We start from the raw sequence: 26,480 nt of genomic DNA, 5'->3' as shown, positions 1-26,480 counted from the left end.
CAAAGCCTGTGCGCCAGCGCATGACTCCAGCCAAACCCCAACCCGCAATCCAGTTCCACCGCACTGGTGCGATACAGCCGCGTCCACTCAAACGGCAAAATCCCGTCCAGCGCGCCATCGGTAAGGGTCAGCAATTCCTCGCCGGTGACCATCGACACCGGGCAACCATGAGTGACCGTCTTATCTGCTGGAGCCGCCGCATCTCCCTTCGGATTCGACGCCACGGCAGGCGCATCATCCACCGATTCCTGGCGGACCAACGTGGTGCGTTGGGTCTTGCTGCGCACCATCGACACCGGGTTCGAAACCAGCGTATCGCCTGCCTTCAACGGCACCACCGGCACGGCCTTGACCGGTGTCGCGGCACTGCTCAGTAACACCGGCTTGGCGACCTCGACATGCGGCCCCAACCCTGGCCCCACTACTTGCTTGGCCAGCAATTCCAACAACGCTCGTGCGCGCCCGGATTTGACGTGACTGAGCACACCAGCCCCCAATCGCACCACTACGCCCATCGCACCCAAGACGCGAATCAGCAGCAGATTGATCAGGACCTCACCGGTAATTTCGCCCCACAGTTCAGCCATCTCCGGCGGCGGGAGCATGCGCATCCAGCTGACCAGCGCCGATAGATAGATAAACAACAGCGGCTCATCACTGAGCACCAGCAAGCCCTGGGCGATCGCGTCACTGCTCAGTGTCAGCAGTTCATCGAGCTCAGTTTGAGAAAGGTATTGCAGCAGTTTTTCGCTGTTGGGCTTGAGGTCCGCCAGCAGCGCCGACAGCTCGCCAATGTTGTCCCACAGGCTGTAAAGCGCCTTGACCATGCCGCTGGCAAAGGCCGCCTCCAGCAGGCGGCGCCGCTCAAGCGGGCGAGCGTCTGCGTAACTTTTCCACTGGGCTTGGAAAGTGTCGGTCCACTCTTTGCGCAGCCGGGCTTCCAGCGCTGCGGTCACCGACTGGTAGGAGGCATACAGCGCCTTGAGGTGATCCTGGGAAACGTTGGGGTAAAAGCTCACCCGATATTGCTGGTTGCGATCACACTCGGTGATCTCAAGGATGCCGCTCGGGCCGATGGTCTTGTGGATGGGCTCGCCCAGCGGACCGCCGTTTGGATCAACGCGTTGCAGCATCACCGCTGTGTCGCCGATCGGCACGAACCGCGTGCTCTGGAACATATGCACCAGGGTCAACGTACCGTTGGCCCGGCAGGTGGCGACGGTGCTGCTGGGAAACAGGGAGCGATTGATCGGGGCAACGAGCGTTACCTCATCGCCGACCTTGAACACCTGCTCAAGCTCCAGCGCCGAGAAGCTCCAGAAGCTATTGGCCCAATCGTCAAAGGTGTTCAAGCAATCGCGAAAGTCACGGAAGACGCCTTCAACGTCGACCGTTTTCACGTTCATTGGGGTCAGGGCCAGCCTGCCAATGACCGGGTTCAAGCGCCAACCCCATCAACCGGGGGCGTAACGAAAACAACCATCTGCAATCCCTCGCACTGTTCAATCAGGCGAGGGACTTTGCAGCGGTTCACAGGGCAGGGGAGTAGCGCTTATCCGGCAGTTATGTGGGATGTTTCAGCTAAAGCCAGGCATCCGCTTCGGCTCACCGACGAACCCCGGTTAGACTTACCTGTCGATATCAGCACTGCCCGGCCTGTCGTTAACCAAGGAAGCCTCATGTATCCAAGTCGTCTGTTCTTTTGCCTCATGCCTTTGCTGGTGCTGGCCGGCTGTTCCACCTCCCGTGGCCCGCAGCAACCCGAGCGCAGTGAGGCCGAGGTGAAGGCGCAGATCGTGCGCCTGCTGCCGGCCAAGGTGTCGGACCGCAACGGTTGGGCCCAGGACATCTACACCGCCTTCGACACCCAGAAAATCTACCCCAGCACCGAAAACATCTGCGCCGTGCTGGCGGTGACCGAGCAGGAGTCTACCTATCAGGTCGACCCGCCTGTGCCGGGCATGGGCAAGATCGCCCAGGATGAAATCCTGCGTCGCGCCGGCAAGGTGCATGTGCCCGCGTTCGTGGTACGCAGCGCCCTGCAATTGCGTTCGCCCACCGGCAAAACCTACGCCGACCGCTTGAATGCCGCACGCACGGAGAAGGACTTGAGCGCGATCTTCGATGACTTCATCAGCATGGTGCCCCTGGGTAATACCTTGTTTGGCGGCTTCAACCCGGTGCACACCGCAGGCCCGATGCAGGTCAGTATCGACTTTGCACAAAAACAGGCGCGGGGTTATCCCTACACGGTGGACGGTACGATTCGCCGTGAAGTGTTCACCCGTCGCGGCGGTATGTACTTCGGCATCGCCCATTTGCTCGGCTACCCGGTGAGCTACGACCAGCCGCTGTACCGCTTTGCCGATTTCAATGCCGGTTGGTACGCCAGCCGCAATGCTGCGTTCCAGGCCGCGGTCAGCCGCGTGACGGGCAAAGAGCTGGCGCTGGATGGGGACTTGATCCGCTATGGCTCCCTGCTGCCCGGCACCACCGAACTGGCAGTGCGCTCACTGGGGGCGAAGCTGGACATGCGCAACCCGAGCATCCGCAGCCAGTTGGAGCAGGGCGACCAGTTGGATTTCGAGGACACCACGCTGTACAAGCGCGTCTTCAGCCTGGCCGACCAGGCGGCCGGCAAACCGCTGCCACGGGCGATCCTGCCGGGCATTGTGCTCAAGAGCCCGAAGATCACCCGCAACCTGACCACGGCCTGGTTTGCCAAGCGTGTGGATGAGCGCTATCAGCGCTGTATCAAGCGCTGATCAGCTGCGACGCTTGACGAACCGGCGCCACAACCCAACCCACAGCCACACCACCGGGAACGCCAGGATCACAAACGGCAGCACATAGCTGGCACGCTCCAGGGCGTCTGCCGTGCCGTTCACCAGGTTGTCTCCCAGGTGGCTGAACATCCGGCTGAAACGTGACGCTTGGTTCGCACCGTCAGAAGAGCGGAAATTCAGGGTCACGCGATTGGTATCGAGGCGGCGTTGCTGGCCGGCGGCAACCTGGGCCAATGCCTGCAACTCATTTTCAATACTTGCTTGCTCCTTGCTCAGAACGATCAAGTCACTGACGTTGATATCCTTGCGCTTGGCCAGTTCGTCGAGGCGTTGCTGCTGGGCTTGCAGGCGCTGCTGGCGGCGGCGCACATCGTCGATCGCATCGGCCAGGTCTTCGGCGGTAGTGATGCGCTGGCCGAGTTTGCCGCCTTCAGCCGCGAGGGCGACCATCGGTTCCACACCCGTGGGTGCGATCCGCAGGATGATCTGGCCGCCGTTGCTGTCTTCGGTAATGCCAAGGATATTGCAGGCACCAAAGCGTGCCGTTTCACACGCCTCGCGGGTGGCCTGCATACGCGGCGCGAGCAGAGCGCCGGGCAGGGCCAGGGTCAGTTCATGCTCATAGGCCAGTTGCGCCCCGGCCTTGCCCTGTTCGCCATTGATGACCGTGGCGCGAGAGTGGTCCTTGGGTGAGCAACCGGCCAAGGCCAGGCCAGCGAGCAAAATCAACAGCGGCGCGCGAAGCGGGTGGGAATTGCCGTCCAGGTGGCGCATTACGTTTCCTTGAAATGTGCAGGAGAAATTGATCGCGATTAAAGCCGGTCTGGTCCATTAACGCAAAGCATTGCCGGGGATTTGCCTGGCCGATATTGGCATGGGATACGCCATGGCGTTTTCCAGTGAGCCACCGCTGCCGTTGATTACTGCCAGCATGACCTTGGACTACCTGGGCGCCGTGCAGGTGGGGGAGTGGATGGTGGTACGTTTGGAAAGCCACAAGCGCGGGCGGCAGATGGCGTTTGCGACGCTGAGTTTGCAAGTGCAGGAGCGCATTGTGCTGCGTGCGAGTGCGGTGTTTGCGGTGCCACAGGGTGACAGGCAATGAGATCAAATGTGGGAGCTGGCTTGCCTGCGATAGCGGTGTATCAGTCAGCAATAATTTGACTGACACACCGCTATCGCAGGCAAGCCAGCTCCCACCGTCTGACCGAGTGCTTACAGGTAGGGAATCGATAAAAGAAAAGGCCTGGCTTTTCGTGGAACCGGGCCTTTTCTGTGTTGCTCTTATTGGCATGGGGCTACTACGCAGCCCAACGGGAGCAAGCTCCCTCGCCACAATAGCGATCCGATTCAGCCGCGTTCGAGTGCCAGGGCCACGCCTTGGCCGCCGCCAATGCACAGCGTCGCCAAACCTTTTTTGGCGTCGCGCTTGATCATTTCATGCAGCAGGGTCACCAGCACGCGGCAGCCTGAGGCGCCAATCGGGTGGCCGATGGCGATCGCGCCGCCGTTGACGTTGACTTTATCGGCGTCCCATTCCAGCTCTTTGCCCACTGCCAAAGATTGCGCAGCGAAGGCTTCGTTGGCTTCGATCAGGTCCAGGTCTGCCAACTGCCAGCCGGCCTTGTCCAGGCAGCGGCGAGTGGCCGATACCGGACCGATGCCCATGATGGCCGGGTCTACGCCCGCATTGGCGTAGCTGGCGATACGCGCAAGTACAGGCAAGCCGAGGGCGCGGGCTTTGTCGGCGCTCATCAGCAGCACGGCGGCGGCGCCGTCGTTGAGGCTGGAGGCGTTGCCGGCGGTGACGCTGCCGTCTTTCTTGAACGCCGGCTTGAGCTTGGCCAGGGACTCGGCCGTGGTACCGGCGCGGGGTTGTTCGTCCACCGCGAAAGCCACCGGGTCGCCTTTGCGCTGGGGAATCAGGATCGGGGTGATCTCGTCGGCAAAACGTCCGGCCTCAATGGCAGCGGCGGCTTTTTGCTGGGAGGCGGCGGCGAACGCATCCTGGGCTTCACGGCTGATGCCGTACTTGTCTACCAGGTTCTCGGCGGTGATGCCCATGTGGTAGTCGTTGAATGCGTCCCACAGGCCGTCGGTGATCATGCTGTCGATCATCTTCGCGTGGCCCATGCGCAAACCGGTGCGCGCGGCGGGTAGTACGTAGGGTGCCAGGCTCATGTTTTCCATGCCGCCGGCAATGATCACCTCGGCGTCGCCGCAACGAATGGCCTGTGCGCCCAGGTGCAGGGCCTTGAGGCCCGAGCCGCAAACCTTGTTCAGGGTCAGGCTCGGCACGGCGTGGGGCAGGCCGGCGAGGATCGAAGCCTGGCGCGCCGGGTTCTGGCCGCTGCCTGCAGTGAGCACCTGGCCGAGGATCACTTCATCGACTTGGGCCGGGTCCAGGCCGGTCTGCTCCAGCAGGCGACGGATCACGGCGGCACCCAGTTCCGGGGCCGGGATGTTCGCCAGCGAACCTTGGAAGCTGCCCACGGCGGTGCGGGTGGCAGCAACAATCACGACGTCTTGCATGGAATCTGTCCTCACTGGAAGTGCATTTCTGGAACGTGGTCCGGGACGATCAGTTTACCGGCGGTCTTGCTCACAATCTCTTCAACACTGACGCCAGGTGCGCGTTCCTTGAGGACAAAAGCGCCATTTTCGATTTCCAGGTACGCAAGGTCCGTGAGCACACGCTTGATGCAGTTGGCGCCGGTCAGCGGCAGGCTGCATTGGCTGAGCAATTTGGACTCACCGTCTTTGGACGCGTGGGTCATGATCACGATGATATTTTCCGCACCGGCCACCAGGTCCATCGCACCGCCCATGCCCTTGACCAGCTTGCCGGGGATCATCCACGAGGCAATGTTGCCTTGTACGTCCACTTCAAACGCGCCGAGCACGGTGAGGTCGACATGCCCGCCGCGAATCATCGCGAAGGATTCGGCGGACGAGAAGATCGAGGCGCCAATGCGTGCGGTGACGGTTTGCTTGCCGGCGTTGATCATGTCGGCATCAATGGTTTCTTCGGTAGGAAACGGTCCCATGCCGAGCAGGCCGTTTTCCGATTGCAGCATCACCTCCATGCCGTCGGGGATGTAATTGGCTACCAGGGTCGGAATGCCGATGCCCAGGTTCACGTAGTAACCGTCCTGCATTTCGCGGGCGACGCGTTGAGCCATTTGTTCGCGGGTAAGAGCCATGGTTGTTTCCTCTTATTGTTCTGGACGTGGATTATTTGCGGACGGTGCGCTGTTCGATGCGCTTCTCGAAGGTGCCGCAGATGATCCGGTCGACGTAGATGCCAGGGGTGTGGATCTGCGCCGGGTCCAGCTCGCCCGGTTCGACGATTTCCTCGACTTCGACCACGGTGATCTTGCCCGCGGTGGCCGCCAGCGGGTTGAAGTTCTGGGCGGTGTGGCGGTAGATGACGTTGCCGAAGTGGTCGGCTTTCCAGCCTTTGACGATGGCGAAATCGCCGGTGATGGACTCTTCCATCAAATACGGGCGGCCGTTGAATTCGCGGGTCTCCTTGCCTTCGGCAACTGGGGTGCCGACGCCGGTGGCGGTGAAGAAGGCCGGGATGCCGGCGCCGCCTGCGCGCATTTTTTCCGCCAGGGTGCCCTGGGGGGTGAGGACTACTTCGATTTCGCCGCTGAGCAGCTGCTTCTCGAACAAGGCGTTTTCACCCACATAAGAGGCGATCACCTTGCTGATCTGTTTTTCTTCGAGCAGCACGCCCAGGCCGAAGCCATCGACGCCGCAGTTGTTGGAAACCACCGTCAGGTCGCGGGTGCCTTTGCGCTTGATCTCGGCAATGAGGTTTTCCGGAATGCCACACAGGCCAAAACCGCCGGAGAGCACGGTCATGCCGTCTTCCAGGCCTGCCAGTGCTTCTTCATAGGACGCCACGCGTTTATCGAAACCTGCCATATGCACCTCTTTTATTGTTTGTGGTCCAGCCAGTGCGTTGAGTGTTGCGCCAGTGGATTGATTTGTTAAGTTGTTTTTTAAGGTTGATTGATTTAGAAAACAGCATAGTCCAACTGCTGTCTGGAGCTGCCTCATGACCGTCAAACAGATGCGTGCCTTTCTCGCCGTTGCTCAGAGTCTGAGTTTTGCTGCTGCTTGCGAGCGCCTGCACCTTTCTCAGTCGGCACTGAGCTTGACCATCAAGGGGTTGGAAGAAGGGTTGGGCGGGCGCCTGTTCAGCCGCAATACCCGTAACGTCGCGTTGACCCCGGAGGGCGAATCGCTGTTGCCCCTGGCGCGCCGGTTGATTGCCGACTGGGACAACGCCGAGGACGAACTGCGCCAGCGTTTTACCCTGCAACGCGGGCGCGTGACGGTGGCGGCCATGCCGTCGTTTGCCGGTAACCTGTTGCCGCCGATCCTGAAGATCTTCCGCGCACGTTACCCTCAGGTGAACGTGACGGTGCATGACCTGATCAACGAGCAAGTGCTGGAGATGGTGCGCGACCGTCAGGTGGAGTTGGGCGTGGCATTCGAGCCGTCCGAGGGGTCATCGTTGGCATTTACGCCGTTATATCTGGATCGCTTTATCGCCGTGGTGCCAGGGGATTCGCCGTTGGCTCAGCGTGCCGAGATCGATTGGAAAACCTTGCTGGAGCAACCGTTTATCACGTTGCAACGCCCCTCCACGGTACGGGTGATGTTGGAAGAACACCTTGGTGCCTTGCAGATGAAATTGCCCGTAGCGTTGGAAAGCCATCAACTGGCGACCGTGGGGAAGATGGTCGCCAGCGGGCTGGGCGTCAGCGCCGTGCCAGCGTTATGTGCCCGGCAGATGGAGGAGGCGGGTGCTCATTGCATTACCTTGACCGGCCCGGTGATCGAGCGGCCAATTGGCGTGTTGACCAAACCGGGCCATGAGTTGTCGGCGGCGGCGCAAGTGTTGTTCGATATTTTTCGGGATGAGGCGGGGAAGGGCAGGTTTCCAACTTTCTAACGTTATAAAAAATGCGGGAGCTGGCAAGCCAGCTCCCGCATTGATTGAGTAATACTTAGTAGTAGCGGTCGATCACTTTAACTTGCGAGCTGTCTTTGAAAGATGCCCAGGCATTGTTGAGTGTATCGAACACCTGCTCGATAAAGTTTCGATCAGCCGCAGCCTTCTTTCCGACATAGCCCTGGCCACGGCGGTACATCTTCAGGCGCGCCGCCAGTTCACGGTTATTGCGGTCGAACTCGGCTTCTTCGGTATGGGGCGCCAGGCAGTCAATTTGCACTTCGCCCGATTTGCCAATCCACAGGATATGGTCGTCGAGTGTGTCTTTCTGCGCTGCGAACATCTCAGCCAATTCATCGATAGTTGGTTGGTTGTTCAGATTCATGTGTAAGCCCCTTGACCAGTTGGCGATCTATCAATTGATTCGTTAAAACTGCGTAGTTGTCTCCGGTTCCGAAAACCGGGCGTCAGTGACGGTCTGCCGAATACGGGCAGGGTCTTGAACCTGATGCATGTAGTCTTGCTGATGAACTGCTACGCAACGCTTTCATAACGAAGACAAGCAGCGTTTTAGCTCCTTGTACCGGACCCTTTCGGGGCTGGTCAGCTTCATCAATCTGCCTTGTGGGCAGTGCACATCCGGAAAAACAGCTCGGCGGTCAGACGAGCCTGTTCAAAACGCTTGTTACCAACGCTCCCGATCCGGGAGACGTCTAGATCATGCAAGGACAAAAAGGTTACGTCAACGATTATGTAGTGATTATTTTTGATCACTACATAATTTGTTGTGGGGGCGGGGGAATGCGGGAAAACGTGACTTGGGCGTCATTTTTTGGAGGTGCAGGTCGGGCGTTTCAACCCTCCTGTAGGAGCCGGTCGACGAGCAACGGCAGTAGCTGCTCGCAGGAGGCCTGGATTTTAACCTGCAGCAGCTCATCCCCGCGTGTCTTGCCCAGATTGATCGCAATCACCGGCTTACGCTGCTCGACCATGGCCTTGCACAATCGGAACGCCGAATAGGCCATCAGTGACGACCCCACCACCAGCAGGCCCTCAGCGTGTTCTACCGCCGCCATCGCCTTCAGCGCCGTCGCCGGTGCGACATTCTCGCCAAAGAACACCACGTCAGGTTTGAGCCGCTCGCCGTTGCAATGGGGGCAGTGGGGCACCTGGAAGTGTTGTTCAAACGCCGGATCGAGCAAGGTGTCGCCATCCGGCGCTTGCACGGCGTGAACCTGCGCCATATGCGGGTTATCAACTTCCATTTGCCGCTGGATCACATCGCGCTCGCTGCGCAGTTGGCAATCCAGGCACAGCACCCGATGCAAGCTGCCGTGCAACTCGATCACGTCATGGCTGCCGGCCTGGTCATGCAGGGTGTCGACGTTCTGCGTGATCAGCCCGCTGATATGGCCATGGTGTTGCAGTGTCGCCAGTGCCAGGTGAGCCTTGTTCGGCTGCGCAATGCGCACACGCGGCCAACCCAGCATCGCCCGCGCCCAGTAACGGCGTCGCGCATCCGGGGTGGCAAGAAATTCCTGGTACATCATCGGTGCTTTGCCCCGGCGTACACCTTCACTGTCGCGGTAATCCGGGATGCCCGACGAGGTGCTGATGCCTGCGCCGGTCAAGACTAAAAAGCGTCGTTCAGCCATAGCCCGGTGCAGGATTTCGAGGTGGTCTGCCTGATGTTCCAGCGTGTCGAGCATGGTGTCTCCTATTCGCCGCGGATGTATTGCTCCAGCTGTTTGATCAGATCAGCCTGTTCGGCAATGGCTTCCTTCACCAAGTCGCCGATGGACAGCAGGCCCAACAGTTTGCCGTCTTCGACCACCGGTAGGTGGCGCAGGTGACTGTCGGTCATGATGTTCATGCATTCCTCGACACTTTTATGGGTGTCGACGGTGATGACGGGAGAGCTCATAACATCGTCGACCCGAGTGGTCACCGACGACAGGCCTTTGAGAATGAGTTTACGTGCGTAATCACGCTCGCTGATGATCCCTACGACCACACCTTCCTTGACGACTGGCAAGGCACCGACGTTTTTCTCAGACATCCGCACCAGCGCTTCGAACACCGTGTGGTCCCATTGAATGGTGTGAACGTCCTGGTTTTTCTGATCCTTGGCTTTGAGCAATTGTGCGACGGTTTTCATGGCGGCCACTCCGGTGTTGTTCTTAGGTAGTCAGGGTCCCCTAAAGAATCCTAGACGGCCTGCGGCAGGGCAAGACCCAAAGCGGCGTTAAACCTGTCGAAAAACGTCATTTGCCGGATTTTTACGCGTTCTAGCCCGCCGTTGTCGGTTTCTTTGTGCGCTTTGGACTGGCCGCAGCCTTGCGTGGACCGCTCTTGCGTTTCTTCTTCCAGGGCGTGGCACCTCGACCTGCCAGGCTGGCGGGGCCGGTGATGGTCATGCGCATACCGTTACAGCGCGCCACCTGCTTGCTCATCCACGCCGCCTGCTTGGCAACGAATTCTTCCAGGCTCATTTCGCCGCTTTGCACCATGTCCAGCGCTTGTTCCCAGATGGCGGTGGTGCCTGGGTCGGCAATGGCGCGGGGCACCGCGTCAATCAGGCTGAACGCGGCTGGGGTTGCCGACAGGGCTTTGCCGTTTTTCACCAGGTAACCGCGGTCCAGCAAGCCCTGGATGATCCCGGCGCGAGTGGCTTCGGTGCCGATGCCGGTGGTGTCCTTGAGCTTTTGCTTGAGCAGCGGGTCTTGCACCAGTTTGGCGACGTTTTTCATCGCCTTGATCAGGTCGCCTTCGGTAAAGGGCTTGGGCGGTTGGGTCCACAGGTCCTTGAGGTTGACCTTGGCCACGGCGTAGTCCTGGCCCTGCACCAGCGTCGGCAAGGCCTGGGGCACGGGCGCTTCACGGCCTTTGGCGGGTGCCAGTGATTCGGGCAAGGCGCGTTTCCAGCCGGCTTCGATGATGACCTTGCCCACCGCACGCAATGCCTGGCCGGCACAGTCGAAATCTGCCTGGGTGCGGTCGTATTCATGGTTGGGCAGGAACTGCGCCAGGTAGCGCGCGCGTATCAAGGTGTAGACCGCACGGTGTTTGCCGGTCAGTTGGCTGACATCCTTGCCGGCGCCCGTGGGGATGATGCCGTGGTGGGCGCTGACCTTGGCGTCATTCCAGGCCCGCGAGCGGCGTTGAGGGTCGATGTGCGGCATCAATTCGTTGACCGCCGCATCCGCACGGCCCAGCGCCGAGAGGATCTTTGGCGCCTCACTGTGCTGGCTCAACGGCAGGTAGCCGCAATCGCTGCGCGGGTAGGTGATGACCTTATGAGTTTCGTAGAGGGATTGGGCAATATCCAGGGTTTCCTGGGCGCCCAGGCCGAGCTTTTTGGAACAGATTTCCTGCAGTGTGCCGAGGTCAAAGGGCAGGGGGGCAACTTCGCGCATGCGTTCGGTGCGCAGCTTTACCAGCCGCGCCGTGTTCGCGTTGCCCATGGCGTCGGCAGCGTCCCGCGCCAGTTGCGGGTTGAGGCAACGGCCCTGATCATCGCAGGCATCTTCATTGGCGCGCCACTGGGCGGTGAAGGTCATGCTTTCGTGACGCAGGTCGACATCAATGGCCCAATACGCCACCGGTACGAAATCGGCGATGCTGCGATCACGGTCCACCACCAGGCGCAGGGTCGGGGTTTGCACCCGGCCTACCGGCAATACGCCCTGATAGCCGGATTGGCGCCCCAGTAGGGTAAACAGGCGGCTCATGTTCATACCGATCAGCCAGTCGGCGCGGGAGCGGCCCAGGGCCGAGTGATACAGGCTGAAGGTTTCGGCGCCCGGCTTGAGCGCCGCCAGGGCCTTGCGAATGGAGGCCTCGTCCAGTGCCGACAGCCACAGCCGCTGGATCGGCCCACGGTAGCGGCAATGCTCCACCAGTTCACGGGCAATCATCTCGCCCTCACGGTCAGCATCGGTGGCGATCACCAGCTCCTGGGCTTCCCCCAGCAAGCGCTTGACCGCCTTGTACTGGCTGGCGGTCTTGGGCTTGACCAGCATCTTCCATTTTTCCGGAACGATCGGCAGGTCGGCCAGCACCCAGCGTTTGTATTTGGCGTCGTAGGCGTCGGGCGGGGCGGTTTCCAACAGGTGCCCGATGCACCAGGTGACAGTAACCCCATTGCCCAGCCAGCAGCCGTCGCCGCGGCGCGTGGCGCCGAGCACGGCCGCGATATCCTTGGCCTGGGAGGGTTTTTCACAGAGGTACAGCCGCATGGTCATCACATCAGATCGGGTTGATGCCTTGCAGGATGCTTAGTCAGAAGGATTTGAGCAACCATTATCTGTATGGATGTACAGCAATTTGTGTGAGCAACAACAACCAAAATGTGGGAGGGGGGCTTGCTCCCTCCCACAAGGGATCTTCGGTGTTCAAACGAACTCAGTTGTTATCGATATCCACATGCCGGGTTTCTTTGAGGCAGAACAACCCGACGATCAAGCTCACCCCAGTCACCACCACCGGATACCACAGGCCATAGAAGATATCGCCGGTGTACACCACCAGGGCAAAGGATACGGTCGGCAGGAACCCGCCAAACCAGCCGTTGCCGATATGGTAGGGCAGGGACATCGAGGTGTAGCGGATACGCGTCGGAAACAGCTCCACCATCAGCGCCGCCAATGGCCCGTAGCACATGGCAGCGATCAGGATCAGCACGACGATCAGCACCACCACCATCACCTTGTTGACCTGGGCCACGTCCGCCGAAGACGGGTAGCCGGCCAGGGTCACGGCGCCACGCAGTGCCGCCTCGTCAAAGCCGTCGATGCGCACATCGCCCACGCTCACCTGCACCGGGCTGCCTGCCGGAGCGGCGGCACTGCTGTAGGGCAGGCCCTGCTTGACCAGGAAGGTCTTGACCTTGTCGCATGGGCTGTCAAAACGCGCCTTGCCCACCGGGTCGAACTGGAAAGTACAGGTGGCCGGGTCGGCCAGCACGGTAATCGGCGCCTGTCGGCTGGCCTGGTCCATCGCTGGGTTGGTGTAGTGCGCCAGGCCCTTGAAGATCGGAAAGTACAGCGCGGTCGCCAGCAGCAGGCCGAGCATCAGCACCGGCTTGCGCCCGACCTTGTCCGACAGCCAGCCAAACAGGATAAAGAACGGCGCGCCAATCACCACGCTGATGATCAGCAACATATTGGCCAGAGCCGGGTCCATGCGCAGGAACTGGGTCAGGAAGAACAGCACATAGAACTGCGCCGCGTAAAAAGTCACGGCCTGCCCGCCGTTGATACTGAACAGGGCAATCAGTACGACCTTGAGGTTTTCCCATTTACCGAACGACTCGCGGATCGGCGCCTTGCAGGCCTTGCCTTCTTCTTTCATTTTCAGGAAGGACGGCGACTCGTGCAGGCTCATGCGGATCCAGGTCGAGATGCCCAGCAGCACGATGGAAAACAGGAACGGGATGCGCCAGCCCCACACTTCGAACTGATCGCCAGTGAAGTAACGGCAGGCCAGCACCACCAGCAACGATAGCAGCAGGCCGAGGGTGGCGGTGGATTGAATCCAGCTGGTATGCAGGCCGCGCTTGCCGGGTGGCGCATGTTCGGCCACATAGGTGGCCGCGCCGCCGTACTCGCCGCCCAGCGCCAGGCCCTGCAACATACGCAGTACGATCAGGATGATCGGTGCGGCGATGCCGATGCTGGCGTAGGTCGGCAGCAGCCCGACGCAGAAGGTTGCCACGCCCATCAAAATGATGGTGACCAGGAAGGTGTACTTGCGCCCGATCATGTCGCCCAGGCGGCCGAACACCAATGCTCCGAACGGGCGCACCACGAAGCCTGCGGCGAAGGCCATCAAGGCAAAGATAAACGCAGTGGTGTCGTTGACCCCGGCAAAGAACTGCTTGCTGATCACCGCTGCCAGGGCGCCGTAGAGGAAAAAGTCATACCACTCGAACACCGTCCCCAGGGACGAGGCGAAGATGACTTTTCTTGATTCGTTGGCAGTGCTTGCACTGGCCGCCGAGCCCAGGGGTTGAGCATGTTCTGACATTGGGTGTCCCTCACAGTGATTATTTATTGTTGTCCCACTGTCGGCGCCAACTTCGGCGCCGCTGTTTTTCTTCATATATCGTCAACGATTACGCGGGGTGCCCTGCGGTGCGCGGTGCGGGTGGGTTTTTCGCCAGCAAGCTCGCGCCTACAGTGTTCGGTGAAAGGATCAACTGCGCAGCCTTCTCGGCGATCATCAGCGTCGGTGAGCAGGTATTGCCGGAGGTGATGCGCGGCATGATCGACGCATCGGCAATGCGCAGCCCGGGAATGCCATGCACACGCAGTTGGCTGTCGACCACGGCGTCCTTGTCATCGCCCATGCGGCAGGTTCCCACCGGGTGGAAAATGGTGGTGCCAATGCGTGCCGCGGCTTCGTGCAGTTGTGCTTCGGTTTGCAACGCATCGCCAGGCAGGTATTCCACCGGTTTGAATTGGCTCAAGGCGGGCGCGGCGACGATGCGCCGGGTCAGGCGGATGGCGTCGGCGGCCACGCGCAAGTCCTCGGGGTGGCTGAGGTAGTTGGGTTGTATCAGCGGGGCATCTGCCGGGTTGGCCGAGCGAATATCCACGCGGCCGCGGCTTTGCGGGCGCAGGTCGCAGACCGATGCGGTAAACGCCGGGAAGCCGTGCAACGGTTCGCCAAAGCGCTCCAGGGACAGCGGCTGCACATGGTATTCAAGGTTGGCCGACGTCTGCTCCGGCCCGGAGCGGGCAAATGCGCCAAGCTGGCTGGGCGCCATCGACAGCGGACCGCTGCGGTCGTACAGGTAGCGCAGGCCCATGCCCATCTTGCCCCACAGCGTGCCGGCGATCTGGTTCAGGGTGCGCGCATTTTCCAGTTTGTAGATCAGACGCAGTTGCAGGTGATCTTGCAGGTTGCCGCCCACGCCCGGCAGTTCATGCACCACATCAATGCCCAACGGTTTGAGCACGTTGGTGGGGCCGATCCCGGAACGCTGCAGAATGCCCGGTGAGCCCACGGCACCGGCGCACAATATGATCTCCTTGCGCGCTTTCCAGCTGAGCTGTCGGCCGTGTTGGCGCCCGACAACCTGGGAGGCTCGGCCGTTTTCCAGCAGCACACGGTCGACCTCCACCTCCGTCAACACAGTCAGGTTGGGGCGTTGGCGGATCGGCTTGAGGAACGCCTTCGCCGCGTTCCAGCGCACCCCGGCCTTCTGGTTGACCTGGAAGTAGCCGCAGCCTTCGTTGTCGCCCTGGTTGAAATCGTTGATGTTGGCGATGCCGCTCTGGGCTGCCGCCTCACGAAACGCATCGAGGATTGGCCACGACAGGCGCTGCTGCTCGACGCGCCACTCGCCACCATCGCTGTGGAATTCCGAGCCACCGGCAAAGTGGTTTTCGCTGTGTTTGAACAGCGGCAACACATCCTTCCAGGCCCAGCCCGGGTTGCCTGCTGCCGCCCAGCCGTCGTAGTCCTGGGCTTGGCCGCGCATGTAGATCATGCCGTTGATGGACGAGCAGCCGCCGAGCACTTTGCCCCGTGGGTAGCTCAGGGCGCGACCTTGCAGGCCGGCTTGCGCCTCGGTTTTGAAGCACCAGTCGGTGCGCGGGTTGCCGATGCAGAACAGGTAGCCGACGGGGATATGGATCCAGGGGTAATTGTCGCGGCCACCGGCTTCGAGCAGCAGGACGCGGTGGGCCGGGTTGGCGGACAAACGATTGGCCAGCAGGCAACCGGCGGGGCCGGCGCCGACCACGATGTAATCGTATTCAGCAGTTGCAATGGGCATCTGGGGGCTCGCTTGTTTTTCTTGTTGGCCCCATCCTAGTTGTTAGTTTTCGTCTTAAAAATGTTAGTTTTTACCCAGCTGCTGTGCGTTTTTAAACAGCGCGGTCCGGGCTCAGGCAATGGAGGCGATATGTTCGACTGGAATGACCTGCGGTTTTTTCTCGAGTTGCAGCGCAGTGGCCGCCTGCTCACCGCCGCGCAACGCTTGAAAACCACGCATGCCACCGTGGCCCGGCATATCGAGGCCATCGAGAAAAGCCTCGGCACCGCGCTGTTTGTGCAACACGCCCAAGGCTACGAATTGACACCCGCGGGCGAGGCGCTGCTCAAACATGCCGAAGTCATGGAGAACGTGGCGCTGCTGGCCGAAGACGAACTCACCCACTCAGCCGCGCCCTTGGGCAAGATACGTCTGGGGGTGGCCGAAGGTCTGGGCGTGATGTTCCTCGCCGGGCGCATGGGCGGGTTGTTCGAGCGTTACCCAGGTCTGGAAGTGGAGCTGGTGGCCGTACCGCGTTTTGTCAGCATCCTCAATCGCGAAGCGGAGATCAGCATCCACCTGGAACGCCCCAGCGTCGATCAATTGGTGACACGCAAACTCACCGACTACCGTCTGGCGCTGTATGCCAGCCGCGCTTATCTTGCGCGCAACCCGCCGATCGAAAAGCGCGAAGACCTCGCCGCCCATGCCTGGATCGATTACGTCGATGACCTGCTGTTCAGCCAGGAACTGAAGTTCCTCAACAGCTTCTGTCGCAACCCCAAGGTGGTGTTCCACAGCACCAGCGTGATCGCCCAGCACCAGGCGGCGCGTTCGGGGTTGGGCATTGCCGTGTTGCCATGCTTTATGGCGGCGGGCGACAAGGATTTGGTGCCGTTGCTGCCGGCAGAGAGCATCCAGCGCAGCTACTGGATCAGCTCGCGCCGAGAGCTGCACAAGTCTGTGCGGTTGCGGGTGTTGTGGGATTATGTGGTGGAGTTGTGTGCACGGGAGCAGCATTTACTACTCGGCGAATCCCGCTGACACACACGGACTAAAAGGTGCGAGCTGGCTTGCCTGCGATGGCGGTGTATCAGTCACTCATGTGCAAGCTGACCCGCCGCCATCGCAGGCAAGCCAGCTCCCACATTTGATCTGAGTTTGATTTTAGAGCTTAACTACCTGATGCACCTGCTCGGCACACGCCCGAGCCTCGTCAATCATCTTGCCGAACGCATCACTGGCCACTTCAGCATGGGTCAGCCAGCGTTTCTTCTGGCTCAGGCGATAGTGGTAGCGCAGCGAGCCATCCTGCAGTTTTCCGTCCAGGTCCAGGTCGTACCAGGGCGAGCGCACTGTGCAGCCGGGGATGGCTTTTTCCATCTTCCCGCCTGTCAGGGTGTAGGTGTAGTCGTAGGTTTCCGGGTTGCCCAGGTAAAGGTCGGCCTGTTGCCCCTGGCGGCGATAGTTGATGTAGCCCTCCCACCGGTCTTTCAACGACGGGTCGGTGTAGACATAGTCATTGGCCAGTTTTTCCAGGGCGCGCTGATCATTCATGCGCGCGGTGACGCTATAACCGTCATGCACCACAAAGCCGGTAGGTTCACGGGTGATCTGGCAGTCGCTGATGTCGTTGCCGAAGTTGGCGCAGATATTCTGGTCGGTGGCGGTGGTGCCTTGCTGGCGGTCGGCGACGCTCATTTGCATCAGTGGCAGGCGGCTGAAGGTGATAGTCGCCTTCACCGCGCCATCTCCCTCTTTGCCGTACTGCACTTGTTTGTCCAGGCGGATCGAAACTTCGGGCCGCTCCAGCGGGATGCGCTCTTCGCGCACCTGGCCCTGGGCGTCGTTGACCAGCACCCAGCGGTCCTGAATGTCGGGCATGATCTGGCCCGGGGCGAAGACCGGATTGGTCGGGTCAAGCCACCACACCTGGTCATTCACTTCGGCACGCACGATGGCGTGGTTAGGCGCCTGGGTACCCGGAATCAGCAAGGAGTCGACCACATCGCCACGGCTCACCCACGCGGTCTCGGCCTTGATGCCACTGGCCTTGAGCATGGCCGTCAGCAGCGTCGCCAGGTCCTTGCAGTCGCCGTAGCCATGCTGCTCGATTTCCGCCAGGCTGAATGGTACATAACCACGCTCGCTGGCCCGCCAGTCACCCAGGTAGCGGTAGTGATCATTGATGTGCTGCATCAGCGCAGCCACTTGCTCGGCCGGTGCCAGGCTGCGTGCGGCGGCCACGGCGGCGGCGGCTTGCGCCGGCAGGTTGGCGCCGAGAATCTGGTTGTAACGCTGGGCGAAATCACCGAAGTAAGCCTGGCGTTCCACGGCGCTACCGACTTCCAGGCGTGGGATGCGCAGCAGGGCGGCAGCGGAGGATTCATTGATGTAGTTGAGGTAGATCGGGGCTTTAAGCGCCACGTCCAGGGTCTTGCCGTTGCTCGAAGGGGTCACGTTGAACGCGTCGAACATTTCACTGCGCCACTGGATCGGGCGTTCGGCGGTAAAGCGCGCCTTGAAGCGATCACGGCGGGCCGCGCCGGGGCCGAACTTGAGCACGTAATGGAACTGGGTCATCAGCGGTTTGGCCGGGTAGTGCTGGCGTACGGTGTAGCGGATCTTTGTGCCCACGCGCAAGTTGGGGAAGGCCAGGGAGGTTTGTTTGTCGCGGCTGAAGCCCTGGTCCGGGTTGGGCGCGCTGCGCGTGTCGATTTGAGTGGCCGCCAGGGGGACCGGCTTGGCGCCAGGCTGGGTGGACTGTGCGCTGATCACCTCAAAGGTATCGCCTTCGGAGTAATCGAAGTCGATGCGCGAAAGCATTTCGCGGCCGTTGGGCTTGAGGATCGTGTAGCGGTAAGTGGTGGTGCAGTCGGTACTGGCGTCGCGGTTGAAGTGGCAGTGCAATTCGGTGTCGTTGGCCAACGGCGCTTCGGCAATAGGTTGCAGGGCAGCGCTGACGGAATGGGAAACAAGCCCCAGACTGATGGCAATCAAAGGGCGGTGAAACGAAAAACGGTACATGGGCGCCTCGGGTGACACATTGAAACAGCTACCCGGCGGGTAGCGAGAAGGCGCCGGATGATAATGGGTCTCAACGGCAAAAGCCAGGATTGTTCGACAATTTATCCGTCTGAAAGGCCCGTGCTAGAGCCTTTCTTTGATTTAAGTCAGGTTTTGGGCAAGTCAGTTTCGGTAGTTTTTAAAGAAACCAGCGATATTCCCGCGCATGAATCTCTTGCTGGAAAGCCAAGTGATCCTGGCGCTTGTTCTCGCAATATACATCGACAAATTCCGCGCCCAGCTTGTCGCGCACTACCGGTTGCTGCTGCATGGCGCGCACGGCGTCGAGCATCTCCACCGGGAAATCGGTACCGCTGTTACGGTCTTCGTTCAGCGATGTGATCGGCTCGCGCTTGGCCTCAAGCCCATGCTCCAGGCCCATCAGGATCGCCGCCAGCACCAGGTAGGGGTTGGCGTCGGCGCTGGCCAGGCGGTGCTCGATCCGCAGGTTGCGCGGGTCGGACTCGGGGATGCGCACGCACGCGTCACGGTCTTCAAAGCCCCAACTGGCGCGGGTGGCGGCGTTGACGGTGCCACCCAGGCGGCGCAAGGCATTGTGGTTGGGCGCGAAGATCGGCATGCAATGCGGCAGCAGCTCCAGGCAACCGGCCACGGCGTGGCGCAGCGGTTGCTGTTGATGGGCGGCAAGCAGGTTATTGCCCGCCGCGTCGTAGAGGCTGACATGCACATGCATGCCGCTGCCGGGAAATTGCAGGTAGGGCTTGGCCATGAAACTGGCGCGGTAACCGTGCTTGAGTGCCACGCCCCGGGTGCTGCGGCAGAACAGCGCGGCCCAGTCGGCGGCGCGCAAGCCGTCGTCGCAGTGGCCAAAGTTGATCTCGAACTGGCCGGGACCAATCTCGGCCGTGATCACGGTGATGTCGATACCCTGTTCCTGGGCGGTTTGCGCCATGTCGTCGAGCACTTCGCTGAAGCGCGAGAGCCGCTCGATATGCAGGTTGGGCTGGTCGTCGGCGTCACCACTGAGCGGGTCCCGGGCAAATTGCGGCAGGCCGTTGTCGAGCTTCTTATCGAACAGATAGAACTCCAGCTCAAACGCTACCACCGGGTGGATGCCCTTGTGCTGCAAGCGTTCCAGCACCTTGGCCAATACTTCGCGGGGCTCGAATTCGATCGGCGCTGCGGTGCCGTCCGAGGTGATGAGCATTTGCCCCAAGGGCTGCGATTCCCAGCTCACCGGCTTCAATGTGCCGGGCACCAGGCGGCGATTGGCATCCGGGTCACCGTCGTTGAAGCAGTAGTCGCCAATCTTGAACAACCCGCCCTGAGCCCCCAGCAATACCGCGTTCTGCGGCAACTTCAACGGGCTGCCGGCGGCGACTTTTTCAAGCATCTCCACCGGGTAGCGCTTGCCGTAGAAATGCCCGGGAATGTCCAGGGCGATCAGGTCGACATAACGCACGTCGGGGTGGTTCTGGCGAAAGGTCCGTACTTCGGCCAGCAACGTTGCAGATGGGCTTTTCACGGGTGCAGCTCCTAGTTGTAAACCCACAGGACGCGGGCGGGCAGGTCGGTCAGGTTGGCGTAGCGGCAGTGGGCGAAACTGGCCAAGTGGAAACTGTCGCCTTCGTAGAGGGTGACTGCATCGGGCTCACCCTCAACCCACAGGGTCAGCTCGCCCTCCAGCACAAAGCCAGCCTGCTCGGCGCGATCGCTCATGCTCTGCTCGCCGCTGTTGGCACCGGGGGCCAACAAGCTGTCGAGCATCGAGAAAGCACCGTTCATGCTCGGCGACACCAGGATGTCGGTGATGCCATTGGCGTAATACACCGTGCGCCGCTCGTTGGGGCGTGTCACCCAGTCCACCGCCTTGGGTTTGGGCAGGCTGTAGAAATAGGTGGTGGGCACATCGAGGGCGTGGCTGATGGCGGTCAGGTCGGCGACGGTGGGTTGCGACAACCCGCGTTCCACTTGGGACAGAAAACCCACCGAGCGCTCGATCTTTTGCGCCAATTGCGCCAGGGTGAGTTTCTTGTGCTTGCGCAGGTCGTGGATCAGGGTCGCGAGAGTGGCGAGTTCTTGTTGCTGGTTCATGAAATTTAGTTCGAATAATTTCATGAAAAATTACATGATTAATTTCATGGAGGCAATCGGGAGGGAGTTTGAAGCGTATTTATTCTTGCTGGAACAGGAGCTGCAGGGGTGTAGCACGCGATCGGATGCGGATCGGGTTGGACAATTGTTGGCCGGACTTTATGGGTCAGCAAGGCCGAGCTGGCCACAGGGGAAACTGAGCGGGCTGAATGATTCTGCGCCGCCGCGGTCGGAACCTGGGTACGCACCATTAATTGAAGGAGCACCCATGAAGTCGAAAACCTTAGCCGCTTGCCTGCTGGTCGCTGCCAGCTTTTCCACCGCCAGCGCTGTAGTGCAGGCCGGCGATACCCCTCAGGAAACCGTGCAACCTTCAAACATCAACGCCCGTGATTTGAAAGAAGGTGATCGCGCCCCGGACATGTTGATGCGCGAGGAATCAGCGATTAAAGACTGGAAAAAGCGCGGCCTCAAACAGCCTGAGGATGAGAGCCAATGGGCGCGTGTAGGTGACAAGTACGTCCTGCTCAAAACCACCAACGGCACCATCCTTGAAATTACGCCGGTCAAGAAATAATTCTGCCGGGTCACCTGCTCGTTTCGTGGTTCATGCGTTAAGGTAACCGACCGCAATGGTCGCGTTACCTTCACAGGAAAGAAGCAGGATGCTTGCCACAATAAGAACCTACCCCCGCACGGTGAATCTGCTGCTGTGCGCCACCTTGCTGCTGACGTTGGCCAAGGCCATCACCTTTCCCTACCTGGTGATCTACCTCACCAGCCACTTCGCCCTGGACATTACCCAGGTTGGCCTGGTGATCGGCAGTTCGCTGATCGTCGGCTCGCTGCTCAGCGTGTACGGCGGCTTCCTGGTCGACCGCATCAACAGCTATCGGCTGTTGCTCGCATTGAGCCTGGTGTTTGTACTGGGGTTTATCGGCACGCTGTTGGCGCAGGATATCTGGGCGTTCTATGGCTGCCTGATCCTGATCAACCTGGCCTACGCGGTCATCGACATTGCGGTGAAAGCCGGCTTCGCCAGCCTGTTGCCCGAAGACGCACGCAGTGAAGTGTTTTCAATCAAATATACCCTCACCAATATCGGTTATGCCGTGGGGCCGGCCTTCGGGGCGATGGTGGCCAAGCTGGATATCAGCCTGCCGTTTATTCTGTCGGCGCTGTTGGGGCTCGGTTTTTTCCTGCTGTATTGGCGGTGGGGCGACCGCACCTTGGCCACTGTGGATGCCACGCAAAAACCGGTGCCGTTTCTGGCCGTCGCCCGTGTGCTGCTGCAAGATCGTCGCCTGGTGTGTTTCACCCTCGGCGGTTTGCTCAGTGCGGTGGTGTTCGGCCAGTTCACGGCCTACCTGTCTCAATACCTGGTAACCACCACCACCGCCGAATACACCTACACCGTGATCAGCGCAGTGCTGACCACCAACGCCGTGCTGGTGATTGCCTTGCAGTACCTGATTGGTCGGCGCATTTCGCATCGCTATCTCAGCCAATGGCTGATCGCGGGCTTGAGCATGTTCATGCTGGGGTTGATCGGTTTCGCGCTGTCCACCAGCGTGTTGTGGTGGGTATTGGCAATGGCGGTGTTTACCGTAGGGGAAATCATCGTGTTCCCGGCCGAGTACATGTTTATCGACCGAATCGCCCCGGACCACCTGCGGGGCATGTATTACGGGGCGCAGAACCTGTCCAATCTCGGTGCCGCGCTGGGGCCGGTGCTGTGTGGGCTGGTGCTGGCCAGCCTGCCGGCCCACTACATGTTCTATATGCTGGGGGCGTTTATCATTGGCGGCGGGGTGTTCTATTTCATGGGAGCGGCGATGAAGGCAAATCATCCAGCGTGAGCTTGCCGACGTTGTTGCTTTGCAGTTCGTAGCGCAACTCATCCACCATCTTCGCCACTTCCTGCGGGGTTTGCAGGCGGTTGGTGCTGATGCCGGTAACCACCAGGTCGACACGGCCGGTTTCTGCGTCGTAGACCTTGAGGGTCAAGGACGCATCCCGGCACAGGGTGAATTCGCACGTCAGCGGTGACAGGCCTTCTTCGATGCAGTTGCGCAGTTGAGAGAGGGTAAACATGCAGGTTCCTTCAAGGCATAAATACGATCCCTTGAAGGTTATGGCGTGCACCCTCGCGCCATAAGGCGAATTCGCACTAGGTGCACTAGTGCATTTGCAAGGGTCAGGGTTTGTTTTTAAGGCGCAATTCACCGGCGAACAGCCCGCGTTCACGGGCCCACACGATGGCCGCGCTGCGGCTGTGCACCCCCAGCTTGGAATACACCGTGGCCACGTGGTTGCGTACGGTATTGGGCGCCAGTTTCAGGCGCGAGGCGATTTCCTTGTCTGCCAGGCCCTCGCAGATCAGGCCCAGCACATCACGCTCACGGGCGGTCAGGTCGGTGAATGAGACATTCGGCAGGTTGGGGCTGTTGACGCTCTTGGCGTTGGCCAGTTTCTCGATCAGGGTCTGGCTGAACCAGGACGCGTCCTGCATGACTTCCTCGATGGCCGCCACCAGTTCCAGCTCCGAACGTTTGCGTTCGGTGATGTTCATCAGCACCATCAGGTAGCAGGGCACGTCCTGGATGATCACCGTGTCGGCTGACACCACGCAGTCGATCACCTCGTTGCCCTTCTTGCGCACCTTGAGGTCCTGGCCGTCCAGGTTGCCGGCTTTTTCCAGGGTGGCGAACAACTGCGCGCCGGCCTGGGGGCTGTCGATAAAGTTGATGTCTTCGATGGATTTGCCGATCAACTCCTCGCTGATGTAGCCGGTGATGGTCATGAAGGCTTCGTTGACATCCACCACCTGGCGGTTGTCGGCGCTGCACACCAGGGTCGGCACCGGCGTCAGGCGGAAGGATTTGGCGAAGCGCTCTTCACTCTGTCGCAAGGCAATTTCCGCTTTGCGTCGCGGCTCAAGGTCAGTGAAGGAAAACAACATGCAGTCTTCCTCGTTCATGTCCAACGGTTGGCCGGCGACGATCACCAGTTTGCTGCCACCTTCGGGCAATCTCAGTTCGGCCTGCATCTGCGGAATAGTTGCGCCTTCGCCCAGGCGCTGGATCGCCAGGTCCTTGCGCTCGGCCTGTTCCAGCACGTCCAGTTCATACACGGATTTGCCGATGACCTGGTCACGGTTGTAGCCGGTCATCTCCAGAAAACCCTGGTTGACCTTGATGTAGCGCAGGTCGCTGAGGCGGCAGATCACGGCGGGTGCGGGGTTGGCGTTGAAGGTTTTTTCAAAGCGTTGCTCGGCGCTCGCCCATTCGGTGGCGTCGCTGAGGATCAGCACCAGCAACTCCGGCTCACCCTGCGCGTCGGTCAGCACCAGGCTACGCAAGCGGTGCACCCAGTAGCGACTCTCGTCGGCGGCAGGGGTGACTTCCACCACCACATCGCTGAACTCTTCACCAGCGGCCACGCGGCTTAACGGGTAGCTGTCCAGCTGTAAAGGATGGTTATTGCGATAGCGCAAGGCGAAACGCTCGGCGTAGGCCTCGGTATTGGCGCCCAGGTCCTCGACGGCGCTGACCCCGTGCATGGTCAAGGCAGCGTCATTGGCCCAGAGGATGGTCTGGTCGACCTCGGCCAGAATCACACCGTCGGACAACCCGGAAATGATCTGCTGCAACTGGCGGCGATTGGTTTCTTTGGCGAGAACATCGTGGGTCATAACGTCTCCGAAGGGGCGAGGCTTGAGTGCATTCGAATACGACATCCCGGCTTCAGGATAGTGCAGAGAATTTGCCTTGGGAGGAGTGCGAATGCACCACACGGCCTGGTGCATATGAGCCAGGACTGAACGTATGTCGTTTCGCCACACTCACACTCAACAAGGCGCATTGCCTTGCTTCTAAATTTGAAAAGGACCTTTGTATGACCACTGTCTATGAAACCAATCGATCGCTATTTCGTGTGTCATGGAGCTCGGTATTGGCCGGTAGTGCAATCGCACTGGTGACCTACCTGGTGTTGAGTGTGTTGGGTACGGCTATCGGCGCCAGCGCCGTTGACCCGATGGAAGCAGGTAACCCGTTGAGCGGCTTCGGCACGGGTGCGGGTATCTGGTTGTTTGTCTCGACCTTGGTCGCCATTGCGTTGGGTGCGTTTGTGGCTGGACGCACGGCGCCGGATCGTGGCGGCCTGCACGGGGTGCTGACCTGGACCCTGACCACCTTGCTGACCACCTGGCTGTTGGCAGGCTTGGCTTCCAGCGTCGTCGGCACCGCCGGCAACGTCGTGGGTAAAGGCTTGTCTGCTGCCGGAAGTGGCATTGCGGCCGCAGCGCCGGGGATCGGCAACAGCATCAAGCAGCAGTTGAACGAGCAGGGGATCGAGCTGGACTGGAACAGCCTGCAAGGCCAACTCGATACCTTGCTCAAGCAAAGCGGCAAGGCGGAATTGGACCCGGCCAACGTTGAGCAAAAAGCCGACCAGGCGGCTGCCGATGGCAAACAATCGGCCACCGATGCAGCGACCAACCCTGCCCAGGCCGGTGACGAGCTCAAGCAGTGGTTCGAGCGCGTGAAAGCGTCCGGCGAGCCAGCCTTGAATGCAGCGGATAAAGAGGCCCTGGTCAACATCGTCGCGGCCCGTACCGGCAAGAGCAAAGAAGAAGCCACCCAGATTGTCGACAACTATGCCCAGGCTTATCAGCAAGCCATGCAGAAGGTCGATGAGCTGAAAAAACAGGCTGAACAAAAAGCCCGTGAAGCCGGTGAAGTGGCCGCCAAGCAATTGTCCCGCGCTGCATGGAGCACCTTGGCCATGCTGCTGTTGGGCGCGGCTTTGAGCTTCTTTATTGGTCGTATCGCGTTGACTACCCGTCGCGTGCCTTTGGCGTAAAACTGTCTGCGGCAAGGACGCCGTCTGTGGGAACGGGTAAAATGCTGGCCTTTTACCCGTATCCCGCAAAGGTGCCCCTTGAGCGCAGGCAAAGCCGTTGGACTGTTATTACTCACTTCTCTGTTGGCGGCGTGTGGCACCTCGCCGCCACGCACGCCCAATGACCTGTGCGGCATCTTTCGCGAAAAAGATGACTGGTACGACGCCGCCAAGGTCACGCAAAAGCGCTGGGGCGTGCCGATCCAGGTGCCGTTTGCGATCATGTATCAGGAGTCGGGCTTTCGCTACGACGCCAAGACCCCGCGTAAATACCTGTTGTGGATCATCCCCTGGGGCCGAGTGTCCACCGCTGCGGGCTACGCCCAAGCCAAGGATGAAGTGTGGAACGACTACCGCAAAGCCACCGGCCGCAGCGGCGCTGATCGCGAAGACTTCGACGACGCCATCGATTTTATCGGCTGGTACATGGACAAGACTTACACCATCAATGGCGTCTACAAATACGACGCCTATGGTCAATACCTGAACTACCACGAAGGTTGGGGCGGCTACCGCCAGCGCACCTACGCCAGCAAAGCCTGGTTGCTACCGGTGGCGAGCAAGGTGCAGGCGCGTTCGCAGATGTATGCGCGGCAATATGCCGGGTGCAAGGATGAGTTGGGGCGAGGCTTCTGGAGCCGGTTCTGGCATTGGTTGTAGAAACCGGGGCTGCACGCAAATCAATATGTGGGAGGGGGCTTGCTCCCGATAGCAGGGTGTCAGTCAATGATGCAGGGGCTGATGCGCCGCCATCGGGGGCAAGCCCCCTCCCACAGTAGATTGCGGTACGGCGCTGGTTCTGTGGCGAGGCTGTTGGCAGCCTGACAGCGGACGGCTATCTAATTGGCAGTGACCGACGAAGACTAGCCACGTGATTCGAACGGCGCAAGCGGTTGGGATTCTCTCGGAAGCGTCCTGCAAGTTAAAGGGAAATGTC

Annotated in this window: 23 protein-coding genes and 1 pseudogene; 8 read left to right on the top strand and 16 right to left on the bottom strand. The window is 60.3% G+C overall.

Annotated elements, in window-relative coordinates:
* Window positions 1–1,406 (bottom strand): DUF6531 domain-containing protein (locus E4P00_RS21515; protein WP_248133001.1); only part of this gene is annotated, 1,406 nt, incomplete at its 3' end.
* Window positions 1,407–1,679: 273 nt separating this feature from the next.
* Here E4P00_RS21515 and E4P00_RS21510 point away from each other — a divergent pair.
* On the top strand, window positions 1,680–2,765 hold the full coding sequence (locus E4P00_RS21510; RefSeq protein WP_078820862.1) for a DUF1615 domain-containing protein: 1,086 nt from the start codon (window positions 1,680–1,682) through the stop codon (window positions 2,763–2,765).
* Here E4P00_RS21510 and E4P00_RS21505 read toward each other — a convergent pair whose 3' ends face one another.
* On the bottom strand, window positions 2,766–3,560 hold the full coding sequence (locus tag E4P00_RS21505) for a DUF4349 domain-containing protein (protein ID WP_148854151.1): 795 nt from the start codon (window positions 3,558–3,560) through the stop codon (window positions 2,766–2,768).
* An 85-nt stretch (window positions 3,561–3,645) separates the two neighbouring features.
* Here E4P00_RS21505 and E4P00_RS21500 point away from each other — a divergent pair.
* Window positions 3,646–3,891, top strand: a pseudogene (locus E4P00_RS21500) (acyl-CoA thioesterase domain-containing protein); the annotation flags it as partial.
* A gap of 245 nt (window positions 3,892–4,136) precedes the next feature.
* On the opposite strand, the gene E4P00_RS21495 reads toward E4P00_RS21500, so the two are convergent.
* From E4P00_RS21495 to E4P00_RS21485, 3 genes are read right to left on the bottom strand one after another with little or no spacing between them, the layout of a single operon-like run.
* On the bottom strand, window positions 4,137–5,318 hold the full coding sequence (locus tag E4P00_RS21495) for an acetyl-CoA C-acetyltransferase (protein WP_248132999.1): 1,182 nt from the start codon (window positions 5,316–5,318) through the stop codon (window positions 4,137–4,139).
* Between the two features lie 11 nt (window positions 5,319–5,329).
* Window positions 5,330–5,989 carry a CoA transferase subunit B gene (locus E4P00_RS21490; protein ID WP_005786928.1) on the bottom strand — a complete coding sequence of 220 codons (660 nt, stop codon included), beginning with the start codon at window positions 5,987–5,989 and terminating at the stop codon, window positions 5,330–5,332.
* A 31-nt stretch (window positions 5,990–6,020) separates the two neighbouring features.
* Complete coding sequence (locus E4P00_RS21485) at window positions 6,021–6,719, bottom strand: CoA transferase subunit A (protein ID WP_010211319.1); 699 nt, start codon at window positions 6,717–6,719, stop codon at window positions 6,021–6,023.
* Window positions 6,720–6,852: 133 nt separating this feature from the next.
* Here E4P00_RS21485 and E4P00_RS21480 point away from each other — a divergent pair, with 133 nt between their 5' ends.
* On the top strand, window positions 6,853–7,755 hold the full coding sequence (locus E4P00_RS21480; RefSeq protein WP_032876764.1) for a LysR family transcriptional regulator: 903 nt from the start codon (window positions 6,853–6,855) through the stop codon (window positions 7,753–7,755).
* Between the two features lie 55 nt (window positions 7,756–7,810).
* On the opposite strand, the gene E4P00_RS21475 is transcribed toward E4P00_RS21480, so the two are convergent.
* The 6 genes from E4P00_RS21475 to E4P00_RS21450 form a co-directional block, all read right to left on the bottom strand.
* Window positions 7,811–8,140, bottom strand: coding sequence for a hypothetical protein (locus E4P00_RS21475; RefSeq protein ID WP_003190335.1), 330 nt, complete (start codon window positions 8,138–8,140; stop codon window positions 7,811–7,813).
* 469 nt (window positions 8,141–8,609) lie between these two features.
* The gene (locus E4P00_RS21470; RefSeq protein WP_248132997.1) at window positions 8,610–9,464 is read right to left on the bottom strand and encodes an NAD-dependent protein deacetylase; all 855 of its coding nucleotides are present in this window, start codon (window positions 9,462–9,464) and stop codon (window positions 8,610–8,612) included.
* Between the two features lie 8 nt (window positions 9,465–9,472).
* A complete protein-coding gene (locus E4P00_RS21465) occupies window positions 9,473–9,913 on the bottom strand; it encodes a CBS domain-containing protein (RefSeq protein ID WP_228309687.1) in 441 nt (146 codons plus the stop codon).
* Between the two features lie 130 nt (window positions 9,914–10,043).
* Entirely contained in the window at window positions 10,044–11,993 is a 1,950-nt protein-coding gene (locus E4P00_RS21460; protein WP_248132995.1) for a DNA topoisomerase III, read from the bottom strand.
* 166 nt (window positions 11,994–12,159) lie between these two features.
* Window positions 12,160–13,782, bottom strand: coding sequence for an MFS transporter (locus tag E4P00_RS21455; RefSeq protein WP_078820865.1), 1,623 nt, complete (start codon window positions 13,780–13,782; stop codon window positions 12,160–12,162).
* Window positions 13,783–13,870: 88 nt separating this feature from the next.
* On the bottom strand, window positions 13,871–15,538 hold the full coding sequence (locus E4P00_RS21450) for a GMC family oxidoreductase N-terminal domain-containing protein (RefSeq protein WP_103735349.1): 1,668 nt from the start codon (window positions 15,536–15,538) through the stop codon (window positions 13,871–13,873).
* Between the two features lie 129 nt (window positions 15,539–15,667).
* Between E4P00_RS21450 and E4P00_RS21445 the strand changes: the two genes are divergently transcribed.
* A complete protein-coding gene (locus tag E4P00_RS21445) occupies window positions 15,668–16,561 on the top strand; it encodes a LysR family transcriptional regulator (RefSeq protein ID WP_032876753.1) in 894 nt (297 codons plus the stop codon).
* A 123-nt stretch (window positions 16,562–16,684) separates the two neighbouring features.
* Here E4P00_RS21445 and E4P00_RS21440 read toward each other — a convergent pair whose 3' ends face one another.
* The 3 genes from E4P00_RS21440 to E4P00_RS21430 form a co-directional block, all read right to left on the bottom strand.
* Window positions 16,685–18,544 (bottom strand): DUF3857 domain-containing transglutaminase family protein, encoded by a 1,860-nt coding sequence (locus E4P00_RS21440; protein WP_216091033.1) that lies wholly within the window; start codon window positions 18,542–18,544, stop codon window positions 16,685–16,687.
* Window positions 18,545–18,722: 178 nt separating this feature from the next.
* Entirely contained in the window at window positions 18,723–20,069 is a 1,347-nt protein-coding gene (locus E4P00_RS21435) for a glutamine synthetase family protein (RefSeq protein WP_032876747.1), read from the bottom strand.
* A gap of 11 nt (window positions 20,070–20,080) precedes the next feature.
* Window positions 20,081–20,638 (bottom strand): XRE family transcriptional regulator, encoded by a 558-nt coding sequence (locus E4P00_RS21430; RefSeq protein ID WP_032803410.1) that lies wholly within the window; start codon window positions 20,636–20,638, stop codon window positions 20,081–20,083.
* Between the two features lie 268 nt (window positions 20,639–20,906).
* On the opposite strand from E4P00_RS21430, the gene E4P00_RS21425 reads away from it, so the two are divergent.
* Window positions 20,907–21,215, top strand: a complete 309-nt coding sequence (locus E4P00_RS21425; protein WP_005786954.1) for an RcnB family protein — start codon at window positions 20,907–20,909, stop codon at window positions 21,213–21,215.
* Between the two features lie 88 nt (window positions 21,216–21,303).
* Window positions 21,304–22,497, top strand: coding sequence for an MFS transporter (locus tag E4P00_RS21420; RefSeq protein ID WP_032876744.1), 1,194 nt, complete (start codon window positions 21,304–21,306; stop codon window positions 22,495–22,497).
* On the opposite strand, the gene E4P00_RS21415 is transcribed toward E4P00_RS21420, so the two are convergent.
* Window positions 22,460–22,732 carry a DUF1652 domain-containing protein gene (locus tag E4P00_RS21415; protein WP_005786957.1) on the bottom strand — a complete coding sequence of 91 codons (273 nt, stop codon included), beginning with the start codon at window positions 22,730–22,732 and terminating at the stop codon, window positions 22,460–22,462. The genes E4P00_RS21420 and E4P00_RS21415 overlap by 38 nt on opposite strands.
* A 103-nt stretch (window positions 22,733–22,835) precedes the next feature.
* Window positions 22,836–24,332 carry a helix-turn-helix transcriptional regulator gene (locus E4P00_RS21410; protein WP_032876741.1) on the bottom strand — a complete coding sequence of 499 codons (1,497 nt, stop codon included), beginning with the start codon at window positions 24,330–24,332 and terminating at the stop codon, window positions 22,836–22,838.
* Window positions 24,333–24,535: 203 nt separating this feature from the next.
* Between E4P00_RS21410 and E4P00_RS21405 the strand changes: the two genes are divergently transcribed.
* Together E4P00_RS21405 and E4P00_RS21400 are read left to right on the top strand one after the other, a co-directional pair.
* Complete coding sequence (locus E4P00_RS21405) at window positions 24,536–25,504, top strand: hypothetical protein (protein WP_019821429.1); 969 nt, start codon at window positions 24,536–24,538, stop codon at window positions 25,502–25,504.
* Between the two features lie 78 nt (window positions 25,505–25,582).
* Window positions 25,583–26,203, top strand: coding sequence for a lipoprotein (locus E4P00_RS21400; RefSeq protein ID WP_032876738.1), 621 nt, complete (start codon window positions 25,583–25,585; stop codon window positions 26,201–26,203).
* Window positions 26,204–26,480: the final 277 nt, after the last annotated feature.

This window comes from Pseudomonas sp. B329 (genome assembly GCF_023127835.1).
Classification (GTDB): domain Bacteria; phylum Pseudomonadota; class Gammaproteobacteria; order Pseudomonadales; family Pseudomonadaceae; genus Aquipseudomonas; species Aquipseudomonas synxantha_A.
Note: the sequence above shows the minus strand (reverse complement) of the source record. Positions and strands in the feature narration are given on the sequence as shown.